Origin of the sequence: Agrobacterium sp. RAC06 (assembly GCF_001713475.1) — a bacterium.
GTDB lineage: Bacteria > Pseudomonadota > Alphaproteobacteria > Rhizobiales > Rhizobiaceae > Allorhizobium.
This window is the reverse complement of the sequence record NZ_CP016499.1, coordinates 2,102,073-2,120,538: the sequence shown is the minus strand read 5'-3', so window position 1 is coordinate 2,120,538 and position 18,466 is coordinate 2,102,073. Positions and strand designations below refer to the sequence as shown.

General features: G+C 61.4%; 16 protein-coding genes. 9 read left to right on the top strand and 7 right to left on the bottom strand.

The window, feature by feature from the left end:
• Nucleotides 1-52: 52 nt before the first annotated feature.
• Together BSY240_RS10255 and BSY240_RS10250 are read right to left on the bottom strand one after the other, a co-directional pair.
• On the bottom strand, nucleotides 53-1,339 hold the full coding sequence (locus BSY240_RS10255) for an NAD(P)/FAD-dependent oxidoreductase (RefSeq protein ID WP_069042241.1): 1,287 nt from the start codon (nucleotides 1,337-1,339) through the stop codon (nucleotides 53-55).
• Between the two features lie 13 nt (nucleotides 1,340-1,352).
• Nucleotides 1,353-2,768, bottom strand: coding sequence for a glutamine synthetase family protein (locus tag BSY240_RS10250; protein WP_371418507.1), 1,416 nt, complete (start codon nucleotides 2,766-2,768; stop codon nucleotides 1,353-1,355).
• 143 nt (nucleotides 2,769-2,911) lie between these two features.
• On the opposite strand from BSY240_RS10250, the gene BSY240_RS10245 reads away from it, so the two are divergent.
• From BSY240_RS10245 to BSY240_RS10240, 3 genes are all read left to right on the top strand, one after another.
• A complete protein-coding gene (locus BSY240_RS10245; protein WP_150127449.1) occupies nucleotides 2,912-4,093 on the top strand; it encodes an NAD(P)/FAD-dependent oxidoreductase in 1,182 nt (393 codons plus the stop codon).
• 175 nt (nucleotides 4,094-4,268) lie between these two features.
• A complete protein-coding gene (locus BSY240_RS24135) occupies nucleotides 4,269-4,418 on the top strand; it encodes a hypothetical protein (RefSeq protein ID WP_153761431.1) in 150 nt (49 codons plus the stop codon).
• Between the two features lie 281 nt (nucleotides 4,419-4,699).
• On the top strand, nucleotides 4,700-7,228 hold the full coding sequence (locus tag BSY240_RS10240; RefSeq protein WP_069042239.1) for a methyl-accepting chemotaxis protein: 2,529 nt from the start codon (nucleotides 4,700-4,702) through the stop codon (nucleotides 7,226-7,228).
• Nucleotides 7,229-7,282: 54 nt separating this feature from the next.
• On the opposite strand, the gene BSY240_RS10235 is transcribed toward BSY240_RS10240, so the two are convergent.
• Entirely contained in the window at nucleotides 7,283-7,507 is a 225-nt protein-coding gene (locus BSY240_RS10235; protein WP_069042238.1) for a hypothetical protein, read from the bottom strand.
• Between the two features lie 89 nt (nucleotides 7,508-7,596).
• Here BSY240_RS10235 and BSY240_RS10230 point away from each other — a divergent pair, with 89 nt between their 5' ends.
• The gene (locus BSY240_RS10230) at nucleotides 7,597-8,472 is read left to right on the top strand and encodes a LysR family transcriptional regulator (RefSeq protein WP_069042237.1); all 876 of its coding nucleotides are present in this window, start codon (nucleotides 7,597-7,599) and stop codon (nucleotides 8,470-8,472) included.
• 113 nt (nucleotides 8,473-8,585) lie between these two features.
• Here BSY240_RS10230 and BSY240_RS10225 read toward each other — a convergent pair whose 3' ends face one another.
• On the bottom strand, nucleotides 8,586-8,834 hold the full coding sequence (locus tag BSY240_RS10225) for an SMc00767 family acetate metabolism repressor (protein WP_054150807.1): 249 nt from the start codon (nucleotides 8,832-8,834) through the stop codon (nucleotides 8,586-8,588).
• A 100-nt stretch (nucleotides 8,835-8,934) separates the two neighbouring features.
• Entirely contained in the window at nucleotides 8,935-10,224 is a 1,290-nt protein-coding gene (aceA, locus tag BSY240_RS10220; RefSeq protein ID WP_069042236.1) for an isocitrate lyase, read from the bottom strand.
• A 241-nt stretch (nucleotides 10,225-10,465) separates the two neighbouring features.
• Between aceA and BSY240_RS10215 the strand changes: the two genes are divergently transcribed.
• The 5 genes from BSY240_RS10215 (at nucleotide 10,466) to BSY240_RS10195 (ending at nucleotide 16,123) form a co-directional block, all read left to right on the top strand.
• Nucleotides 10,466-11,893: a helix-turn-helix domain-containing protein gene (locus BSY240_RS10215; protein ID WP_069042235.1), complete on the top strand. Its 1,428-nt coding sequence runs from the start codon at nucleotides 10,466-10,468 to the stop codon at nucleotides 11,891-11,893.
• A 139-nt stretch (nucleotides 11,894-12,032) separates the two neighbouring features.
• A complete protein-coding gene (locus BSY240_RS10210) occupies nucleotides 12,033-13,133 on the top strand; it encodes a polyamine ABC transporter substrate-binding protein (protein WP_054150804.1) in 1,101 nt (366 codons plus the stop codon).
• A gap of 87 nt (nucleotides 13,134-13,220) precedes the next feature.
• Nucleotides 13,221-14,375, top strand: coding sequence for an ABC transporter ATP-binding protein (locus tag BSY240_RS10205; RefSeq protein WP_069042234.1), 1,155 nt, complete (start codon nucleotides 13,221-13,223; stop codon nucleotides 14,373-14,375).
• A gap of 10 nt (nucleotides 14,376-14,385) precedes the next feature.
• Nucleotides 14,386-15,291 (top strand): ABC transporter permease subunit, encoded by a 906-nt coding sequence (locus BSY240_RS10200; protein WP_054150802.1) that lies wholly within the window; start codon nucleotides 14,386-14,388, stop codon nucleotides 15,289-15,291.
• 10 nt (nucleotides 15,292-15,301) lie between these two features.
• On the top strand, nucleotides 15,302-16,123 hold the full coding sequence (locus tag BSY240_RS10195; RefSeq protein WP_054150801.1) for an ABC transporter permease: 822 nt from the start codon (nucleotides 15,302-15,304) through the stop codon (nucleotides 16,121-16,123).
• A 19-nt stretch (nucleotides 16,124-16,142) separates the two neighbouring features.
• Here the strand turns inward: BSY240_RS10195 and BSY240_RS10190 are convergent, their stop codons facing one another.
• Together BSY240_RS10190 and BSY240_RS10185 are read right to left on the bottom strand one after the other, a co-directional pair.
• Nucleotides 16,143-16,376: a DUF6460 domain-containing protein gene (locus BSY240_RS10190; protein WP_054150800.1), complete on the bottom strand. Its 234-nt coding sequence runs from the start codon at nucleotides 16,374-16,376 to the stop codon at nucleotides 16,143-16,145.
• A gap of 91 nt (nucleotides 16,377-16,467) precedes the next feature.
• Nucleotides 16,468-18,279, bottom strand: a complete 1,812-nt coding sequence (locus BSY240_RS10185; protein ID WP_069042233.1) for an AsmA family protein — start codon at nucleotides 18,277-18,279, stop codon at nucleotides 16,468-16,470.
• Between the last annotated feature and the right edge of the window lie 187 nt (nucleotides 18,280-18,466).

Genomic DNA, 18,466 nt, shown 5'->3' with positions numbered 1-18,466 from the left:
ACACACCTGCCAGCGCCCAGTGTGAGCGGCTCCGGCAGGTGGCACTCACGTATCAGAAACGGTCCCGGAGCGCATACCAGGTGAGCGCGAGGAACAGCAGCGGCTTGCGCAGGCTGGCACCTCCTGGGAAGGGCGGGATCTTCAGGTCCTTGAGCACGTCCAGCTCTCGGGCATTGCCGGCCACCATGTCGGCATACATCTTGCCGCAATAGTTGGAGAGCATCACGCCGTGTCCCGAATAACCCGCAAGTGAGGTTACGCCGGGCATCACATCCCGGGCAAAAGGCTTGCGCGGCAGGGTAATGCCAACCGATCCGCCCCAGCCATGGGTGATCTCGATGGTCTTGAGATCGGGATAGATCTCGGCGATTTGCCGGCGGATATGGGTCGAGATATCGCGGGGGCTATCGGCGGTATAGGCCTCGCGCCCGCCGAACAGAAGCCGCCCATCGCGACTCTTGCGAAAGTAGCGCACCACGAACCGGCTGTCGGCAACTGCCTCCGAGCCCTTGAGCACCTGCGGGAACATGTCCAGCGGTTCCGTCGCCCCGATGAAGGAGCGGATCGGCATCACATGGGCCGCCGTCACCGGCTCCAGATTGCCGATATAGGCATTGGTCGCGATCAGCAGACGGTCGGCAGTGATCGTGCCACGCGGCGTGTCGATTAAGGTCTTGCCGCCTTCCTGGCGAATGGCGTTCGCGTGCGTCATCTCGTGGATGCGAGCTCCGGCCGCCGCCGCGACCCTTGCCAGACCAACCAGCAGCTTCAGCGGATGGATGTGCCCCGTGCCGGTATCGCGCACGCCGTAGTGATAACGCGTCGAGCCGACACGCTCATGGGTTTCTTCCCGGTCCATGAAGGAAATATGCGGATAGCCATAGCGAACGGCCATGATCTCGGCCTCGTGCCGATATTCCTCTTCCCCACCGCGCTTGTGCGAGACATTCATCTGCCCCGGAAGATATTCAATATCGATGCCGTGCTGTTCGGCGAAGTCCAGCAGGTAATGCTTGGCGTTCTCCGCCATCTCGAACAGCGCCTTTGACCGCTCGAGGCCGAGTTCGGTCTCCAGTTCTGCCGGAGATGCGCGCTGGCCGGTGCCGAGTTGGCCGCCATTGCGACCCGAGGCGCCGTCACCGAAGCGGCCCCCCTCGATCAGCACGACCGAGACGCCGAGGCGGGCAAGGTTGAATGCGGCCTGCAGGCCGGTAAAGCCGCCGCCGATGATGGCGACGTCTGCAGAGGTGGAACCGTCGAGGGCCGGGTATTCCGGCCGCTCGCCAACACTCGCCTGATACCACGAAATCCCCGGCGCGATCGGGCTTTGCCATGTCATGGGGGCGCCTCCCTCACACGTTGAGCAGGAGGAATTCGCGTTCCCACGGGCTGATCACCTGCATGAAGGTCTCGAACTCGCCGCGCTTCACGCCGGCATAGAGGCCGACGAATTCCGAACCGAAGACCTCGTGGAAGTCGGTTTCACCCTCGAGCAGGGCAACGGCTTCCAGCAGGCCGCGTGGCAGATCGACGGATCCCTCGTTCGCCGACCCTTCCGCCGCTGCCGTCGGTTCGATTTCCTTGACGATGCCGAGATAACCACAGGCGAGCGAAGCCGCGAGCGCAAGATAAGGATTGGCATCCGAACTCGGCAGGCGGTTTTCGACGCGCCGTGCGGCGGAATCCGAGACCGGCACGCGGAAGGCCGTCGTGCGGTTGTCGTAACCCCAGGCATTGTTGACGGGTGCGGCCATGTCCGGCGTCAGGCGACGGTAGGAATTCACGTAAGGCGCCAGCATCACCAGCGAGCTTGGTACATATTTCTGCATGCCGCCGATGAAGTGGAAGAATTCCGGCGAGGCAGAGCCGTCTGGATTGGAGAAGATATTCTTGCCTGTTTTGGCATCGACGACCGACTGGTGGATGTGCATCGCGGATCCCGGCTGCCCCTGCATCGGCTTGGCCATGAAGGTCGCATAGATCCCGTGCTTCAGCGCCGCCTCGCGGATCGTGCGCTTGAACATGAAGACCTGGTCGGCAAGCTCGATCGGATTGCCGTGGCGCAGGTTGATTTCGAGCTGTGCCGGCCCTTCCTCGTGAATCAGGGTGTCGATCTCGAGCCCCTGCTTCTCCGAGAAGTGATAGATGTCGTCGATCAGCTCGTCGAATTCGTTGATGGCGGCGATCGAATAGCCCTGGCCACCGATGATCGAGCGACCGGAGCGGCCCTTCGGCGGATGCAGCGGATAGTCCGGGTCGTCGTTCATGGCGACGAGATAGAACTCGATTTCCGGCGCGACCACCGGCTTCCAGCCCTTTTCGTCATAAAGGCGCAGCACGTTCTTCAACACATTGCGCGGCGTGTAGGAGACGTTCTCCCCGTCCACATTGACGATGTCGCAGATCACCTGTGCGGTCGGATCGGTCTCCCACGGCACGACCGAAAGCGTCGAAAGATCCGGCAAGAGCTTCAGATCGCTGTCGCGCGGCTCGTAGCGGAAATTCTCCGTCTCGTCAGGATATTCGCCCGAGATCGTGTGGCGGTAGAGTGCCGAGGGAAGCGCCAACGACGTGTTGGACGTGAACTTCGACGACGGCATCATCTTGCCGCGCGGCACGCCGGCGAGGTCAGGCGTAATGCACTCGATATCCTCGATGCCGCGCGCCCGGAGCCAGGTGGCCGCTTCCTTCCAGTTCGAGACGCCGCGCTTGGATCCTGGATCCGGCGGGATCACCGCCTTCTTGGAGGGAGCGTTGTGGGATCTCATCATGGATTTCTTCGCGGGCATGTCTCACCGGTTGGTTGTTAATGCAGGTCATCATAGCCAGACTTTGGCCTTTGGCCAGCCGGACGCGTTGACTTTGATCATAAGTTTGTCGAGACAGGCGGCAGATCCCCGGGAGCAGCAGCATGGCCAGGAAGTACGACGTCGCGATCATCGGAGCCGGTGCCGCCGGCATGATGGCGGCCTTTACCGCCGGCCGGCGTGGCAAATCCGTCATCGTCCTCGACCACGCCAAGGCCCCGGGTGAGAAGATCCGCATCTCAGGCGGCGGGCGATGCAACTTCACCAACATCCATGCCACGCCGAAGAACTACATCTCTGAGAACCCGCATTTCGCCAAGTCGGCGCTCGCCCGCTACACACCGTCAGACTTCATCGCCATGGTCGACCGCCACAAGATCGCCTGGCACGAAAAGACCCTCGGCCAGCTCTTTTGCGATGACAGCGCGAAAGACATCATTCGCATGCTTCTAGAGGAGATGCGCGCGGTACATGTCGACCTGAAACTCTCCTGCGAGATCTCCGAACTGGAGAAGGGACCGGACGGTTTCCGCCTCACCACCAGCGAAGGCCCGATTGCCGCGGACAGTCTGGTGGTTGCCTGCGGCGGCAAGTCGATCCCCAAGATGGGCGCGACCGGCTTTGCCTATCGCATCGCCGAGCAGTTCGGCCTGCCCGTGACCGACACCCGGCCCGCGCTGGTGCCGTTGACGCTCGAACCCAATCTGCTCGGCGAATTGTCGGAGCTCTCGGGTGTTGCCGTCGATGCGGACGTCTCCTGCGGCAAGACCCGCTTCCACGAGGCGCTTCTCTTCACCCATCGCGGACTGTCCGGTCCGTCCATCCTGCAGATCTCAAGCTATTGGAGGGAAGGGGACGAGATTCTGCTTTCTCTGCAGCCCGAGACGGATTTTGCGGAGCTCCTGAAGGCGGCAAAGCGCGAAAACGGGCGCCAGCAGGTGCAGACGGTGCTCGCCCAACATTTGCCCAAGCGCCTTTCGCAATATCTGGCGGAGACCGCCAAGCTGGAACGTCCTCTCGCTGATCTCCCCGACAAGGCCTTGTCATCGCTTGCCGACCGCATTCGTCGCTGGCCGATCAAACCGGCGGGGTCGGAAGGCTACCGTACGGCGGAAGTAACGCTCGGCGGCATCGATACCGGCGCGCTCGACAGCCGTACCATGCAGGCGAAAATCGTGCCGGGCCTCTACTTCATCGGAGAGTGTGTCGATGTGACAGGCTGGCTCGGGGGCTATAATTTCCAGTGGGCCTGGGCCTCCGGCCATGCGGTTGGCGAGTCCGTCTGAGCAAAGTCTCACGCTCCGGACAAGCTTATATCTGTAATTCAGGGCTTGTTAACATGCGTCGGTCATCCTGCCCGAATGCCGGTGCGATATCGTCTGATATCGCGACATGAGGTTTGGCCGGCTTAAGGCCCCGCAAGGGCATGACCCTCCCTGGCTGCATCAAGGACCGCGCCCCATGAACCATGAGACCCGCAAGCCCCGTGCCATCGCCATTGCCGCCACCCGCACCCGTGACGCAGAGCGCGACCGGTTGCGTCATGTGAGTATCGTCTGCTTTTATGCCGCAAGCGCTGTCGCTGCACTTGCCTTTGGTCTCCTCGGCTAGGGCGTCTCGACGGTCCTCCCTGTTAGTGGCAGCAAGTCGCTTTTCAGCGGTTTGACGACAGCCACTCTTTGACACCCCGACCCTTTGGCGGTGCTAGCTTTTCCTCGATCAACGATCTCTGTCCCGCTTCGGGATGTCAGCCTTTGGCCTTAACTCCGTCTTGAGACTTTTACTGCAACTGTTTGGGCTGGTAGGAGCAAAGACGGCGAAGACGACAGTCAGAGCCGCCACTTTTTTAAGGTTGCGGCGCAGCTTTGATGCCGTTTTCGTTTGGAGGAACAATGTTGATCGATCAAATACTGTCGCGCTTTTCGATATCGACCAAGGTCATTGCCTTTGTGCTGCCCTTCGTCCTGTCGATCACCGCAGTCGGTCTCATGGGCCTCTACGCATCCGGCCTCCTGCAGCAGCGCATGGAAATTTCCAACGGCACGATGCGTTCGCTGAACGGCTTCCGGAACGTCAACGCCGCCATGACCCACTTCCTCGATCAGACCTCGGAAGAAACGCGCAGCACCGTCTTGAACCAGCTTGCGTCCCAGCAGTCGACGCTCACGCAGAACATCTCGGAAATCGGCGCCGACGGCATGGGGCGCAACTTCCTCGATGAGGCGATTGCCGGCACGGGTGCCGTCAACGAGAAGATCGATGCGCTCTGGCAGTTGCACGAGGCGGAGGTGAAGCTGGCCACTTCCATCCAGAACCATCTGACGGGCCTGATGGCGCAGCAGATCCGCGTGTCGGATGAGGCGCAGAAACTGCAGCGCGCCGTCGTCGGTGGTGAAAATGATGCGAAGGGTGCCTTGAAGGAAGCCGAGCGCCTGTCTTCCGGTGCCAAGCACCTCTCGGAAGTCTTCCAGGGCTTCTTCTCCGCAGGAACCCCTGAAGAGCAATTCCCCTACCTGCAGAAACAATTGCCTGAACTGGTCAAGACCCAGCGCAAGATTGCCAATGCCCTGCCGGCTGAAAGCAGGGACATGGGCAAGGCCCTCCTGGCTGCGATCAACGAGATCAAGGCGAAGGTCGCGACCGGCGACATGAGCCTTGAGAACGCCCGTGCCGTTGGCTCGATCATCTCGCGTTTCCGCGGCTTCGAAGCGACGCTCAGCGCCGGTGCCGCCGTCAAATATGCCGAGTCCGTGCAGAAGTTCGCCGCTGTCGAGACCGGCGCCGTACAGGCGGCCGATGTTCTCGTCGGCAGCCGCACCCTGATCGCCGATGTCTATGATCTGCGCATCATGACCGCCACTTTCCTGAACGTAAAGGATGACAAGACCCGCGAGCCGATCCTTCGCCAGATCAAGCTGATCGGCGACAACCTTGCGGTTCTCGGCGGCAGTATCGCCGACAAGGCCTTCTACGACAGCCTGACGGCAGCCATCACACCGCTGCTGGTCTCGCTGACGATCGATACCGAAGCCCTCGTGAAGACCAGCGCCGAACGCATCGCGAGCTTCGATCAGGCGAGCCGCACGATGGATGCCATCTGGGCCTCGCTGACCTCCTTTGCCGATCTGCAGAAGGATGTCGCCGGCACGGAGCGCCAGGAAGCAAACCGCCTGTCGATCGGCACAATGATCGCCGGTGTCCTCCTCGCCGTCATCGGCGGTATCGCGCTGGTCCTGACCCTGCAGCGGCCGATCACCCGCATCACCACAAGCATGCAGCGCCTTGCTGAAGGTGACCTCGAAGCCGGCATTGCCGGCGACAAGCGCGGTGACGAGATCGGCGCCATGGCCCGCGCACTCGCCGTCTTCAAGACGAACGCCCGCACCAAGCTCGAGATCGAATCCGAGCGGCAGCGCGAGCAGATGGAAGCGGAAGCCGAGCGTCGCCGCAACGACGAGGAAAAGCAGGCGCTCGACCGGGAGATCGAACATGCCGTCGGCAAGCTCGCCCAGGCGCTGGAGCGTCTTGCCAATGGCGATATTTCCTTCGAGATCGAAGGCCGCTTCCACGGACGCCTGGAACAGCTCCGCAACGACTTCAACCTGTCGCTGTCGCGTCTGCGCGACACGATGCATCAGATCTCCGGCAACGTCGACCAGATCCAGAACAATGGCCGCCAGATGGCGCAGTCTGCACTCGATCTCGCCCGCCGCACCGAGCAGCAGGCAGCCTCGCTTGAGGAGACCGCTGCCGCGGTCGATGAGATCACCGCAGCCGTCCGCTCGTCCTCGGAGCGCGCCGAGATGGTGAATGGCGTCGTCCGCGAGGCGAAACAGAACGCCGACGAATCCGCTGTCGTCGTCGGCAGCGCGATTTCGGCCATGGGCCGCATCGAGGAAGCCTCGCGTCAGATCTCCAACATCATCGGCGTCATCGACGAGATCGCCTTCCAGACCAACCTGCTCGCTCTGAACGCTGGCGTCGAAGCCGCCCGCGCCGGGGAGGCCGGCAAGGGCTTCGCCGTCGTTGCCCAGGAAGTGCGTGAACTGGCCCAGCGCTCGGCCGGTGCCGCAAAGGAAATCAAGGCGCTCATCAACCGTTCTGCCGAAGAGGTGGCGAACGGCTCCACCCACGTTCAGCAGACGGGAACCGTGCTCTCGCGCATCGGCGGCCAGATCGCGATGATCAGCGAGCATATCGAGAAGATTGCCGAGACGAGCAGCGAGCAGTCCGGCGCGCTGCAGGAGGTCAATGGTGCCGTCGGTCGCATGGACCAGATGACCCAGCAGAATGCTGCGATGGTTGAGGAAGCGACCGCCGCCACACAGGATCTCTCGGCCCAGACCGATGCCCTGCGGGATCTGCTCCAGCAGTTCCGCATCGAGGCCGGTCGTTCGCGGTCTGTCGATCGCGCCGCCTGAGGTTCCACCTTCGCCAAACGGAAAAGCCCGGTCATCGCACCGGGCTTTTTTGTATCAAGCCTCAGCCAGACGATAAGATCTGCCCGGATCGGTCTCGCAATCGACCTCCGCATCTCGTCTGCGAACCTGTCTTTCGCGCATGGTGCGGATGAAGCGCCGCAGACGGGCCCAGGGCACTTCGCTATACTGTGCGTAGAATTCCTCTTCGGACAGTCGGGCCTTCTGCCCTTGTTCTTGGTTTAGCGCGGCAATGGCGAGGGCTGCATAAACTTCGTGCATGACGGATCTCCTGCTGTTGAAGCCGTCTTCCCTTTTATCCATCATTTTTGGATGCAGGTACGCTCAAGATCGTGCTATGCATTTCATATATGAAAGACATATCGTGGGACGCCTATCAACTCTTCCTCGCTGTTGCGCGGCAAGGCGGCCTGTCGGCTGCCGCTGAGACGACCGGTCTCAGTGCCGCCACCCTTGGCCGACGAATGGTCGAACTTGAGCAGGCGCTGGGCCGCGAACTCTTCCTGCGCAGCCAGACCGGTTATCGTCTCACCAGCGACGGCAGCCAGTTGCTGGAGCATCTGGTTGAATTGGAAGCCGGAAGCAGGAGGGTGGAGGAATGGCGACGTGGCAAGGCGGGTCAGTCCTTGGTGCGCATCAGCCTTGGCACCTGGATCGCCTGGCTGCTCTGCCAGAACATGTCGACGATCCGCACCCCCCGCGACGCCTTCCGCATCGACCTGCACGTCGCCGAGCAACGTGCCAGGCTTGCGCATCGGGAGAGTGACATCGGCATCCGCGCCTTTGAACCAGAAGAGCCGAACCTCGCCGCGATCGCAGCAGGCGAAGTGGCCTATGCGGCCTACAGGGCCCGCAACAGGGAATGGATGGGGCCGGAGCCCTGGGTCGCGGTTGATGACGAGAATGCCGTCTCCGCCTATCTGCGCTGGCCGCGCCAGCAGTCGGCGGAGCAGGTCGTCGCGACGGTCAATCGCCCGAGGTCGCTGAGGGATCTCGTCAGGGCGGGAGCCGGTGTCGGCGTGCTTCCCTGCTTCGTTGGGGATCTCGATCCGACACTCGAGCGGGTCGGCGAGGAAATCCCGGAACTGCGCCATCGCCAGTGGATCGTCATCAACAATGACGATCGTCATCGAAGCGATATCCGCATGGTGGCCGATCGGGTTGCAAAACTGTTGAAGTCGCATCGGGATGTTCTGGCGGGCAAGCGCCCCAGTACCAGCAGCTGACGTCAAGCCGAAAATGAAAAACCCGCACGACGACCGGCACTCCTCCTCAGAGGCGATCATCGTGCGGGAACCGATCCGGAGGTCAGGTGCCGGACGGGGGATGATAATGTGGCTCAGGCGGCCTGGTGATTGCCCTGGGTCACGATGACGGGGATCAAGAGATCACCCCAGTTGCCGTCGCCACCATGATGGCGGGCGGAGCGGACGAGCTCGACCGAGACGCCGGCATCTACGGCCTTCATGATCGAATGGTTGAGACGGTGCAGGTCATTGGCCAGCATGCGGATCATCGCCTGCTGATCGGTGCTCATGGCCGAGGACTGTTCTTCGGCGCGTTCCTTGACTCGGGTCTGGGGTGTCATGGCATTTCTCCTCTTGGTGTTGGGGGTTCTTGAATGGTGGATCTCGTCTTCCTCTCCCCGCTTGCGGGGAGAGGGTAGGGTGAGGGGCAGTCGCCCAGGTTTATTCAGCTGCCGGCTTGAACTGCTCGGTTTCGGTCGATTCCTTCATCGCGGTCGTCGAAGACTGGCCGGCGGTGATGGCGAGCGAGACGGCGTCGAAGTAACCGGTGCCGACTTCGCGCTGGTGCTTGGTCGCGGTGTAACCATTGACCTCGGCGGCGAATTCCGCCTCCTGCAGCTCCGAATAGGCCGCCATCTGGCGATCCTTGTAGCCGCGAGCCAGTTCGAACATGCCGTAGTTCAGCTGGTGGAAGCCGGCGAGCGTGATGAACTGGAACTTGTAGCCCATCGCACCCAGTTCGCGCTGGAACTTGGCAATCGTCGCGTCGTCGAGGTGCTTCTTCCAGTTGAAGGAAGGCGAGCAGTTGTAGGCGAGCTTCTTGCCCGGATGGACCTTGTGTACGGCTTCGGCGAACTTGCGGGCCTGTTCGAGATCCGGCTTGCCGGTCTCCATCCAGATCATGTCGCAGTAAGGAGCGTAGGCGATTGCGCGTGCAATGCAGGGCTCGATGCCGTTCTTGACCTGGTAGAAGCCTTCCGCAGTGCGACCCGCGTCATAGTCGACGAAGGGCTGGTCGCGCTCGTCGATGTCGGAGGTTAGAAGCTTTGCGGCTTCGGCATCAGTACGGGCGACGATCAGCGTGGGGACACCCATGATGTCGGCAGCCAGACGGGCAGCCGTCAGGTTGCGGATATGGGCGGCCGTCGGGATCAGAACCTTGCCGCCGAGATGGCCGCACTTCTTTTCAGACGCCAGCTGGTCCTCGAAGTGAACGCCAGCAGCACCCGCCTCGATGAAGGCCTTCATGATCTCAAACGCGTTGAGCGGTCCGCCGAAGCCGGCTTCAGCGTCTGCAACGATCGGGGCGAACCAGGTGTCGACCGAAAGGCCCTTGCCTTCCTGCGTCTCGATCTGGTCGGCGCGCTGCAGGGTCCGGTTGATGCGCTTGGCAAGCTCCGGTGCGGCATTGGCCGGATAGAGCGACTGGTCCGGATACATGGCCGAAGCCGTGTTGGCGTCAGCTGCGACCTGCCAGCCGGAGAGGTAGATGGCCTTGAGGCCGGCGCGGACCATCTGCATGGCCTGGTTGCCGGAGAGCGCGCCGAGCGCGTTGACGAAGGACTCTTCGTTGATCAGCTTCCACAGGCGATTGGCGCCCATTTCGGCGAGCGTATACTTGATCTCGACCGAGCCGCGCAGGCGCTGTACGTCTGCTGCAGTGTAGGGACGATCGATGCCGTCATAGCGGCCCTTGGGGGCATTCGGAACGAGATTGTAAAATTCAGTCATATCGGGTCTCCCTGTTCACTGCAGGAAGCGGGATCAGCCGGAGTTCTTGGAGCTGTTTGGCCGCTTCTGATGTGACTAGATTTACACCGCACTGCAAAAGACGACCAGAAAATTCGATAAAACAAAGGGATGAAAGAGGTTAGGCTGTCTTGCCTTTGACAGAAGTCCCGTGTAAATTTGTAAAAACAGTCACAACGCAAGGGCCGATCGTGCCGGTCTAATCTTGTAAAGGAGCTGTAAATTGGCAGAGCGCAAGATTTTCGCGGGCCCCCGCGTCCGCCGCATCAGAAACGGCCTCGGCCTCACCCAGACGGCCATGGCCGAGGCGCTCGAAATCTCGCCGTCCTATCTTAATCTCATTGAGCGCAATCAGCGGCCGCTCACGGTCCAGCTGCTCTTGAAGCTTGCCTCCGTTTACAAGGTCGATCTCGATGAGCTGCAGGGGGAGGCCGGTGGATCGACGAGCCAGCTGCGTGAGGTCTTCGCAGATCCCCTGCTTTTAGGCGAACTGCCAGGCGATCAGGAGCTGATCGAGGTGGCGGAAGCCGCCCCCAATGCCGCGAGTGGCATCGTCAAGCTCTACAGGGCTTACCGCGAGCAGGCGGCCCGGCTCTCCGATCTCGCCGATCTCCTGGCCCGCGAGGGGCACGAAACCTCTCTGTCAGGCGCGCGTCTGCCGATCGATGAGGTCCGCGAAGTCTTCGAGCGTCGACCGAATTATTTCGCCCGGCTCGACGAGGCAGCCGAGACATTTCATGCGGGCTTGAGCCTCGCGCCCGGTGATGATCTCGCCGTCGCGCTCAAGGCATGGCTGCGCTCCACCCATGGCATTGTTGTTCGCGCCTTGCCGGTGCAGACCATGCCGTCGCTGCGCCGCCGATACGACCGCCATTCCATGCGCCTGTTCCTTTCCGAGCGCTTGTCGCCCTTCGATCAGTTGCGCGAGGTGGCCATGGAGGTGGTGCTTCTGGCGCTCGGCGAACATGTCCAGGCCGAACTGGATGCGTTGGGGCTGTCGTCCGGCGAGGCGCGCCGCATCGCCCGCTTCGAGCTCGCCCGTTACACAGCCCATGCCCTGATGATGCCCTACGGCGCCTTTCTCTCGGCTGCGATCCGCGCCCGCTACGACATCGACGTGTTGCGTGCCCGTTTCAATGTTTCCTTCGAACAGGCCGCCAACCGTCTGACCATGATGCAGCGCCCGGGTGCTACGGGCGTGCCCTTCTTCATGATGGAGATCGACAATGCCGGAAACCGCTTCCGCCGGGCGGGCGCCACCGGTTTCCCACATTCGAAGTTCGGTGGCGGCTGTCCCAAGCTCAATGTCCATGCAGCGTTTGCCCAGCCGGGTCAGGTGTTGGTCGAGCAGGTTGAGATGCCGGATGGCAGCGGCTTCGTGACGATCTCGCGGACCCTCGAAGGTCCGCAGGCCGGTTTCGGCGAGCGTATCAGGCGCACGGCCCTTCTGGTCGGCTGCGACGCCGTGAGCCGCGAAGAGGTGGCCTATGCCGCCGCTTTGCCCGATCGATCGCAGCCGGCAATCGCCATCGGCCCCGCCTGCCGGCTGTGCGAAAGATCTGGCTGTCTGGCGCGCGCCGAGCCGCCGCTCACCCGCCCGCTCGGCCTCGACGAGATGGTCACGGGCCTTTCGGCGTTCGATTTCCAATGAAGCAGATACACCCGATAAAGCATTCGCGACTGCGAAGAATTTCGCTTGTCGCCCGTCCAATTCCTTTCTAGTCTCTTAAAAAATAACGGGAATGGCATCGGGGGCTCTCCGCTCCCCAAGGCTGGAACAGGAGAAAAAAATGAAGGCTCATTTCATTCGTACGGCGTCGGTAGCCCTGGCGACGATCTTCATCGCATCGGCTGTCCAGGCGCAGGAACGCGTCGTCAACGTCTACAACTGGTCGGACTATATCGACGAATCCGTCCTTGAGGATTTCACCAAGGAAACCGGCATCAAGGTCGTCTACGACGTCTTTGATTCCAACGAACTGCTCGAAACCAAGCTGCTGGCTGGCGGCTCGGGCTACGATGTTGTCGTGCCGACGGCACCCTTCCTGGCGCGCCAGATCCAGGCAGGCGTCTTCCAGAAACTCGACAAATCCAAGCTCACCAACCTGCCGAACCTCTGGCCGATGGTGTCAGAGCGCCTCGCGAAATATGACCCCGGCAACGAATACGCCGTCAATTACATGTGGGGCACGACCGGCATCGGTTACAACGTTGCCAAGGTCAAGGAAGCACTGGGTGCCGATTTCACTGTCGACAGCTGGGATGCGATCTTCAAGCCTGAAAATGCCGAGAAGCTGAAGTCCTGTGGCATCAACATCCTCGACGCTTCGGACGAGACCTTCGCGATCGCGATGAACTATATCGGCAAAGACCCGGACAGCAAGGAATCGGCTGATCTGGAAGCCGGTGGCGAAGTCTATATGAAGATCCGCCCCTCGGTGCGCACCTTCAATTCCTCCGCCTATATCGACGATCTCGCGAACGGTGACGTCTGCATGACGATCGGTTGGTCGGGCGATATCCTCCAGGCGAAGGCACGAGCCGAGGAGGCCAATAACGGCGTCGAGATCAACTACGTGATCCCGAAAGAAGGGACCTACATGTGGTTTGACAACATGGCGATCCCCGCGGATGCCAAAAACGTTGCCGAAGCGCATGAGTTCATCAACTTCCTGATGCGCCCTGATGTGATCGCCAAGGCCTCCAACTATGTCCAGTATGCCAACGGCAACCTGGCCTCGAAGGAGATGCTCGCCCCCGAGGTTAAGGACAATCCGGCCGTTTATCCGCCGGAAGATGTCATGGCCAAGCTCTTCACCATTTCCCCTTATGGCCCGCGTGAACAACGCGTGTTGAACCGGGTCTGGACAACGATCAAGACCGGCAACTGATCAAACACTGAAATCGCCGGGCGCCGCAAACGCCCGGCGAATTGCTTTAGGTGTAGGGGCAACAAGAAGAACGGCTGGGATCGGGTAATGGCGAAGACACTGGGGCCTGTTAAGCGTAAATTTTCTCCTTGGACCGATCCGGATGCCGTTCCATTCATCCGCTTCGAAAAAGTCACGAAGCGCTTCGGCGATTTCGTCGCTGTCGACAATCTGAGCCTCGATATCTACGAGCGGGAATTCTTCTCGCTGCTTGGCCCCTCGGGCTGTGGCAAGACCACGCTGATGCGCATGCTGGCCGGCTTCGAGCAGCCGACATCCGGTCGAATTCTGCTGCAGGGCCAGGATCTCTCCGGCGTGCCGCCCTACAAGCGCCCGACCAACATGATGTTCCAGTCCTACGCGCTCTTCCCGCATATGACGGTCGAGAAGAATATCGCCTTTGGTCTGGAGCAGGACAATCTGCCGAGGGCCGAGATCGACGCGCGCGTCCAGGAAATGCTGAAGCTGGTCAAGCTCGATCAGTTCGCCAAGCGCAAGCCCAACCAGCTCTCCGGTGGTCAGCGCCAGCGCGTGGCACTCGCTCGCTCGCTGGCCAAGCGCCCCAAGGTGCTGCTGCTCGACGAGCCGCTCGGCGCTCTGGATCGCAAGCTGCGCGAAGAAACACAGTTCGAGTTGATGGACATTCAGACCAAGCTCGGTCTGACCTTTCTGATCGTCACCCATGACCAGGAAGAGGCGATGACCGTCTCGGATCGCATCGCGGTCATGGACAAGGGCATCCTCGTCCAGGTGGCGACGCCGGCGGAAATCTACGAGGCGCCCAACTCGCGTTACGTCGCAGACTTTATCGGTGACATCAACATTCTCGAAGCCAAGCTCGAATCCAAGGAAAGCCACGGGGCCGACGACCTTGTTCGCATCGACAGCGATGGTGTGAAGATCGTGGTCGAACAGGCCTGCGAGGCCCACAGCGGTGACACAGTCGCATTTGCAATCCGACCCGAAAAGGTGCGCATCTCCACCACCCAGCCGGAAGGCGAGACTGCAAACGCTCTGCATGGCGAGGTCTGGGACATCGGCTATCTCGGCGACTTCTCGGTCTTCATCGTCCGCCTTGACGATGGCCGCATGTTCCGCGCCGCCCAGGCCAATGTCTCGCGTCTCGTCGATCGCCCGATAACCTTCGGCGACATGGTCTGGCTGTCCTGGTCGGCCGATGCCGGCCTTGTTTTGACACGCTGAGGGGGCAAGAATGGCCGAAACCGTCGCTCCCTCGAAGCCAGGATTGGCCAAATGGCTGGTCGTCATCATTCCCTATCTGTGGATGGTGCTCTTCTTCCTGACGCCCTTCCTGATCATCGTGAAGATTTCGCTGTCCGACACGGCGATCGCCATGCCGCCCTACACGCCGGTGTTGGAAGGTTTCGCAGCGATCGGGGATTTCATCAGCCAGCTGGATTTCGAGAACTACGTCTTCCTTACGGAAGACTCTCTCTATTTCAACGCCTATGTTTCGTCGCTCCGCATCGCGCTAATCTCGACCTTTCTGCTGCTTCTGATCGGTTATCCCATGGCGCTTGCCATGGCGCGTGCTTCCGTCAGCATTCGCCCGACGCTTGTTATGCTGGTCATCCTGCCCTTCTGGACCTCGTTCCTGATCCGCGTCTATGCCTGGATCGGCATCCTGAAGCCGGAGGGGCTGCTGACCGTACTTCTGCAATCGCTCGGCCTGATGGACGAAGGCAGCCAGGTCCAGATCTTCCGCACTGAGATCGCCGTCTTCATCGGCATCGTCTATTCCTATCTGCCCTTCATGGTGCTGCCGCTCTATTCGGCTCTGGAGAAGATGGACGGCACCCTGCTGGAAGCCGCGAGCGACCTCGGCTGCCCGCCGTGGAAGGCCTTCTGGAAGATCACCTTCCCGCTGTCGATCCCGGGCGTGATCGCCGGCTCGATGATCTGCTTCATCCCGATCACCGGCGAATTTGTCATCCCCGATCTGCTTGGCGGTGCTGATACGCTGATGATCGGCAAGACACTCTGGACCGAATTCTTCGGCAACCGCGACTGGCCGCTGGCTTCCGCCGTCGCCGTCCTGCTCCTGCTCATTCTGGTCGTGCCCATCGCGATCTTCCAGAACCAGCAGCAGAAAGTGTGAGGGCGCGACGATGAAACCCGGAAAATTCGACGCCACTATCCTGACGCTCAGCTTCGCCTTTCTCTACATCCCGATCCTGATCCTGGTGATCTATTCCTTCAACGAGTCGAAGCTGGTGACGGTCTGGGGTGGCTTTTCGCTCAAGTGGTACGGCGAGATGTGGCGAAATGCCGGCCTGATGAGCGCGGCCTGGGTCACGCTCCAGGTCGGTCTTTTGAGCGCCACGCTCGGTACGGTGCTCGGCACGCTCGCCGCTCTCACACTCGTTCGCTACACACGCTTCAAGGGACGCCTGCTGTTTTCCGGCATGGTCTATGCCCCACTGGTCATGCCTGAAGTCATCACCGGCCTGTCGCTGCTCTTGCTCTTCGTCGCCATCGGCGTCGATCGCGGCCTGATGACCGTCGTCATCGCCCACACGACCTTCACCATGTGTTACGTGGCGATCGTCGTGCAGTCGCGTCTCCTCACCTTCGATACGAGCCTGGAAGAGGCAGCGCAGGACCTGGGGTGCCCGCCGGTCAAGACCTTCTTCAAGGTGACCCTGCCGCTGATCCTGCCCGCCGTCATCTCCGGCTGGATGCTCGCCTTCACGCTCTCGCTGGACGATCTCGTCATCGCAAGCTTCACCACCGGTCCAGGTGCCACGACGCTGCCGATCAAGATCTACTCGCAGGTGCGCTTAGGGGTTACGCCCGAGATCAACGCCATCTGCACCATCCTCATCGGGATCGTGACCCTCGGCGTCATCATCGCCTCGATCGGTACCAAGCAGCGGGAACTTCAGCGGCAGCGAGACGAACATGTCGCCGCGCGAGGCACACTGGCCTGAACATGCAAGACGGGGTGTGTCAGCCCCTCGGCGGCATCAGGATATAGGCCACCAACCAAATCGGCAGGATGACCACGGCCCCCATCACCATGCGCGGTGCCGCCCAGGCGAAGGCCGAGATCATGCCATTGTGCAACTCCTCGGCCGTCACACCCAGGAAGTCCATGACCGATCTGGGCGTGATGCCGAAGATGGACAACAGGCTGCCGGCCAGCAACGATGCCAGAGCCAGTTTCAGAAAACCCGACAGCATTGTTTGCACCAGCCGTCCCCCAACCTGTGATTCGTCCATTCTAGTATTTGAGTTTTCGAATGGAACTGTCAGGCAGCGACGCTTCGGACCTTTATTGTCCAGGGACCGGCCGAGCGGGGATAGGCGAGATGACGGGATCGCTCCACGCGCCGCCAATGAAGAAGCTGAGCGGAAGCTGTGTCTGGTCGCCGTTGCTGGCCGCTGACAGTGCACCTGTCAGCGCCAGTGCCTGGCGGCTGTAGGGAATGATCCCCGCCAGGTCGAGCTTCTGTCGCTTACCGATGATGTCAGCTCGTTCGACTTCCGCCGACCCCTCCGAAAAACTGACGGCGATATCCAGCGTGCTGTAATCCAAGCCGTCGTTTCCGGTGGCGCTCAGCTGGAAGTAAGCCCGGTCGGCTGCGAGCCGCCGCAAGCCGTCCGGGCTGAAGCCGGTGACCTGCCCATTGTCCGACGCAATCGTCAATTTGCCGGACATGGCCTCGATGTTCTGCTGCCAGCCGGTCCCGACCAGTTTCGCATTGAAGCCGACTGATCCGGTCCCCTTGAGTGAAGGGCCCCCATCAAGTGAGAGGCGCGACATCAGATCTCCGAGATCGACGCGTGTCATTGTCACCGCGACGTCCGCGCCTTTGTCGAAACCTTCTCCCGTGCCGCTCAGCCGGGCAGCAATCGTCCCACCGAGGAAGCGCGTGTCGGCAATCACCAGGTTGAGCGCATCACCCCGACCGATAAGGCTTGCCCCGAGGTCACTCATGGGAAAGCCGCCGAAAGCGGCCGTGGCCGCCGAAAGGCGCAGGTCGATGTCGAGCCAACGGGTCAGCCCGGGCAGGCGAACATTCGCCCGGTCACCGACATTGATGGACAGGGCCTGAAGCATATCGTCCAGTTGAAGATGGTCGATGGCAAGCGTGCTGCTCAGGAGGGGGCGCTCGCCGGGACGATTTTTGAGCGCCAGGATGCCGTCACCGCGGCTATCGTTGATCTCGAAGTCGAGATCCTCGAAGCGCCATTCGTCCTCGGCATTCGTCACCCGCGCCTGGATGGCGGCGGTTCGCCAGCGTTCGGTTCCGGCAAGGCGAAGGCCGAGGGCCGCAGCCGTCTTGGGAACATCGGAGATGCGAATGTTGATATCGGTGTCTTCGGCGCTCGCCTGACGCAGGCTAACGGTTCCGCGAACTTCTGCGCTCAAATCCGCAATCGAGGCGGATGCATCAACCCGGCTCGCTGCTCCGCCGATCAGGACCAACGGCGTCGGCGTCTGGAGTTTGACCGAAACCGGAGTGTCGCCCAGCCGAAAACGTCCCTGACCGGATAGGGGCGCTGCAAGACCTGGCCAATCGATATTTGCATTGACGCCGCTTGCAACGAAAGACGCGCCGCTGGCGACATCGGTCAGCGTGACCTCGCCATCGATGATCTCGACCGATCCGATTTCCGCATTGTCGGCGGCACCGTTTGTCTGAACATCAGGCGTGGCGGCTACTGCCGCGCGGACCGCATCGCTCAAGACGCCTTGATCGCTCCAGTCGAGCCCACCATCGATACCGCGCCAGACCTGGATCCGCGGGCGCTCCAGGCGAAACGCACTGAAGTCCGGCCGGCCGGCAAGCGCGGAGATCAGGCCGAACCGCGCAGACAGCCGATCAACCTCCCCAAGCGTCTCCAGTTCGCCATTGGAGATGCGCGTCACCTTGATGCCGGTCAACGTGATCTCCGGCTGCGGCCAGAAGCCGATATCGGCAACGTCGTCGATCGTCACCTCGTGTCCGACCCAGGCCGCAATCGACGAGGCGATGGCAGATCGCACCACGGAACTCGACACCAGATAAGGAGCGCTGAGCCGCAGGACGACCGATACGGCCACGATGACAGCGGCGATCAGCAAGGCGAGCTTGATCATGCCCCTGCGGCGGCCACGCGGCCAGCGGGAGGAGGGGCGTGAAGTATGATCGCCACGTCCTGGATTGCGCATGCCCTGATGAAGGTCCTGAGGTTTCGTGAACTTCTGCGCGGATATAGGAATTTGCCCTCTGGTGCAAATGTCAGACCATATTCCAAGCCGCACGCGTCTGTATATTGCATTGCCG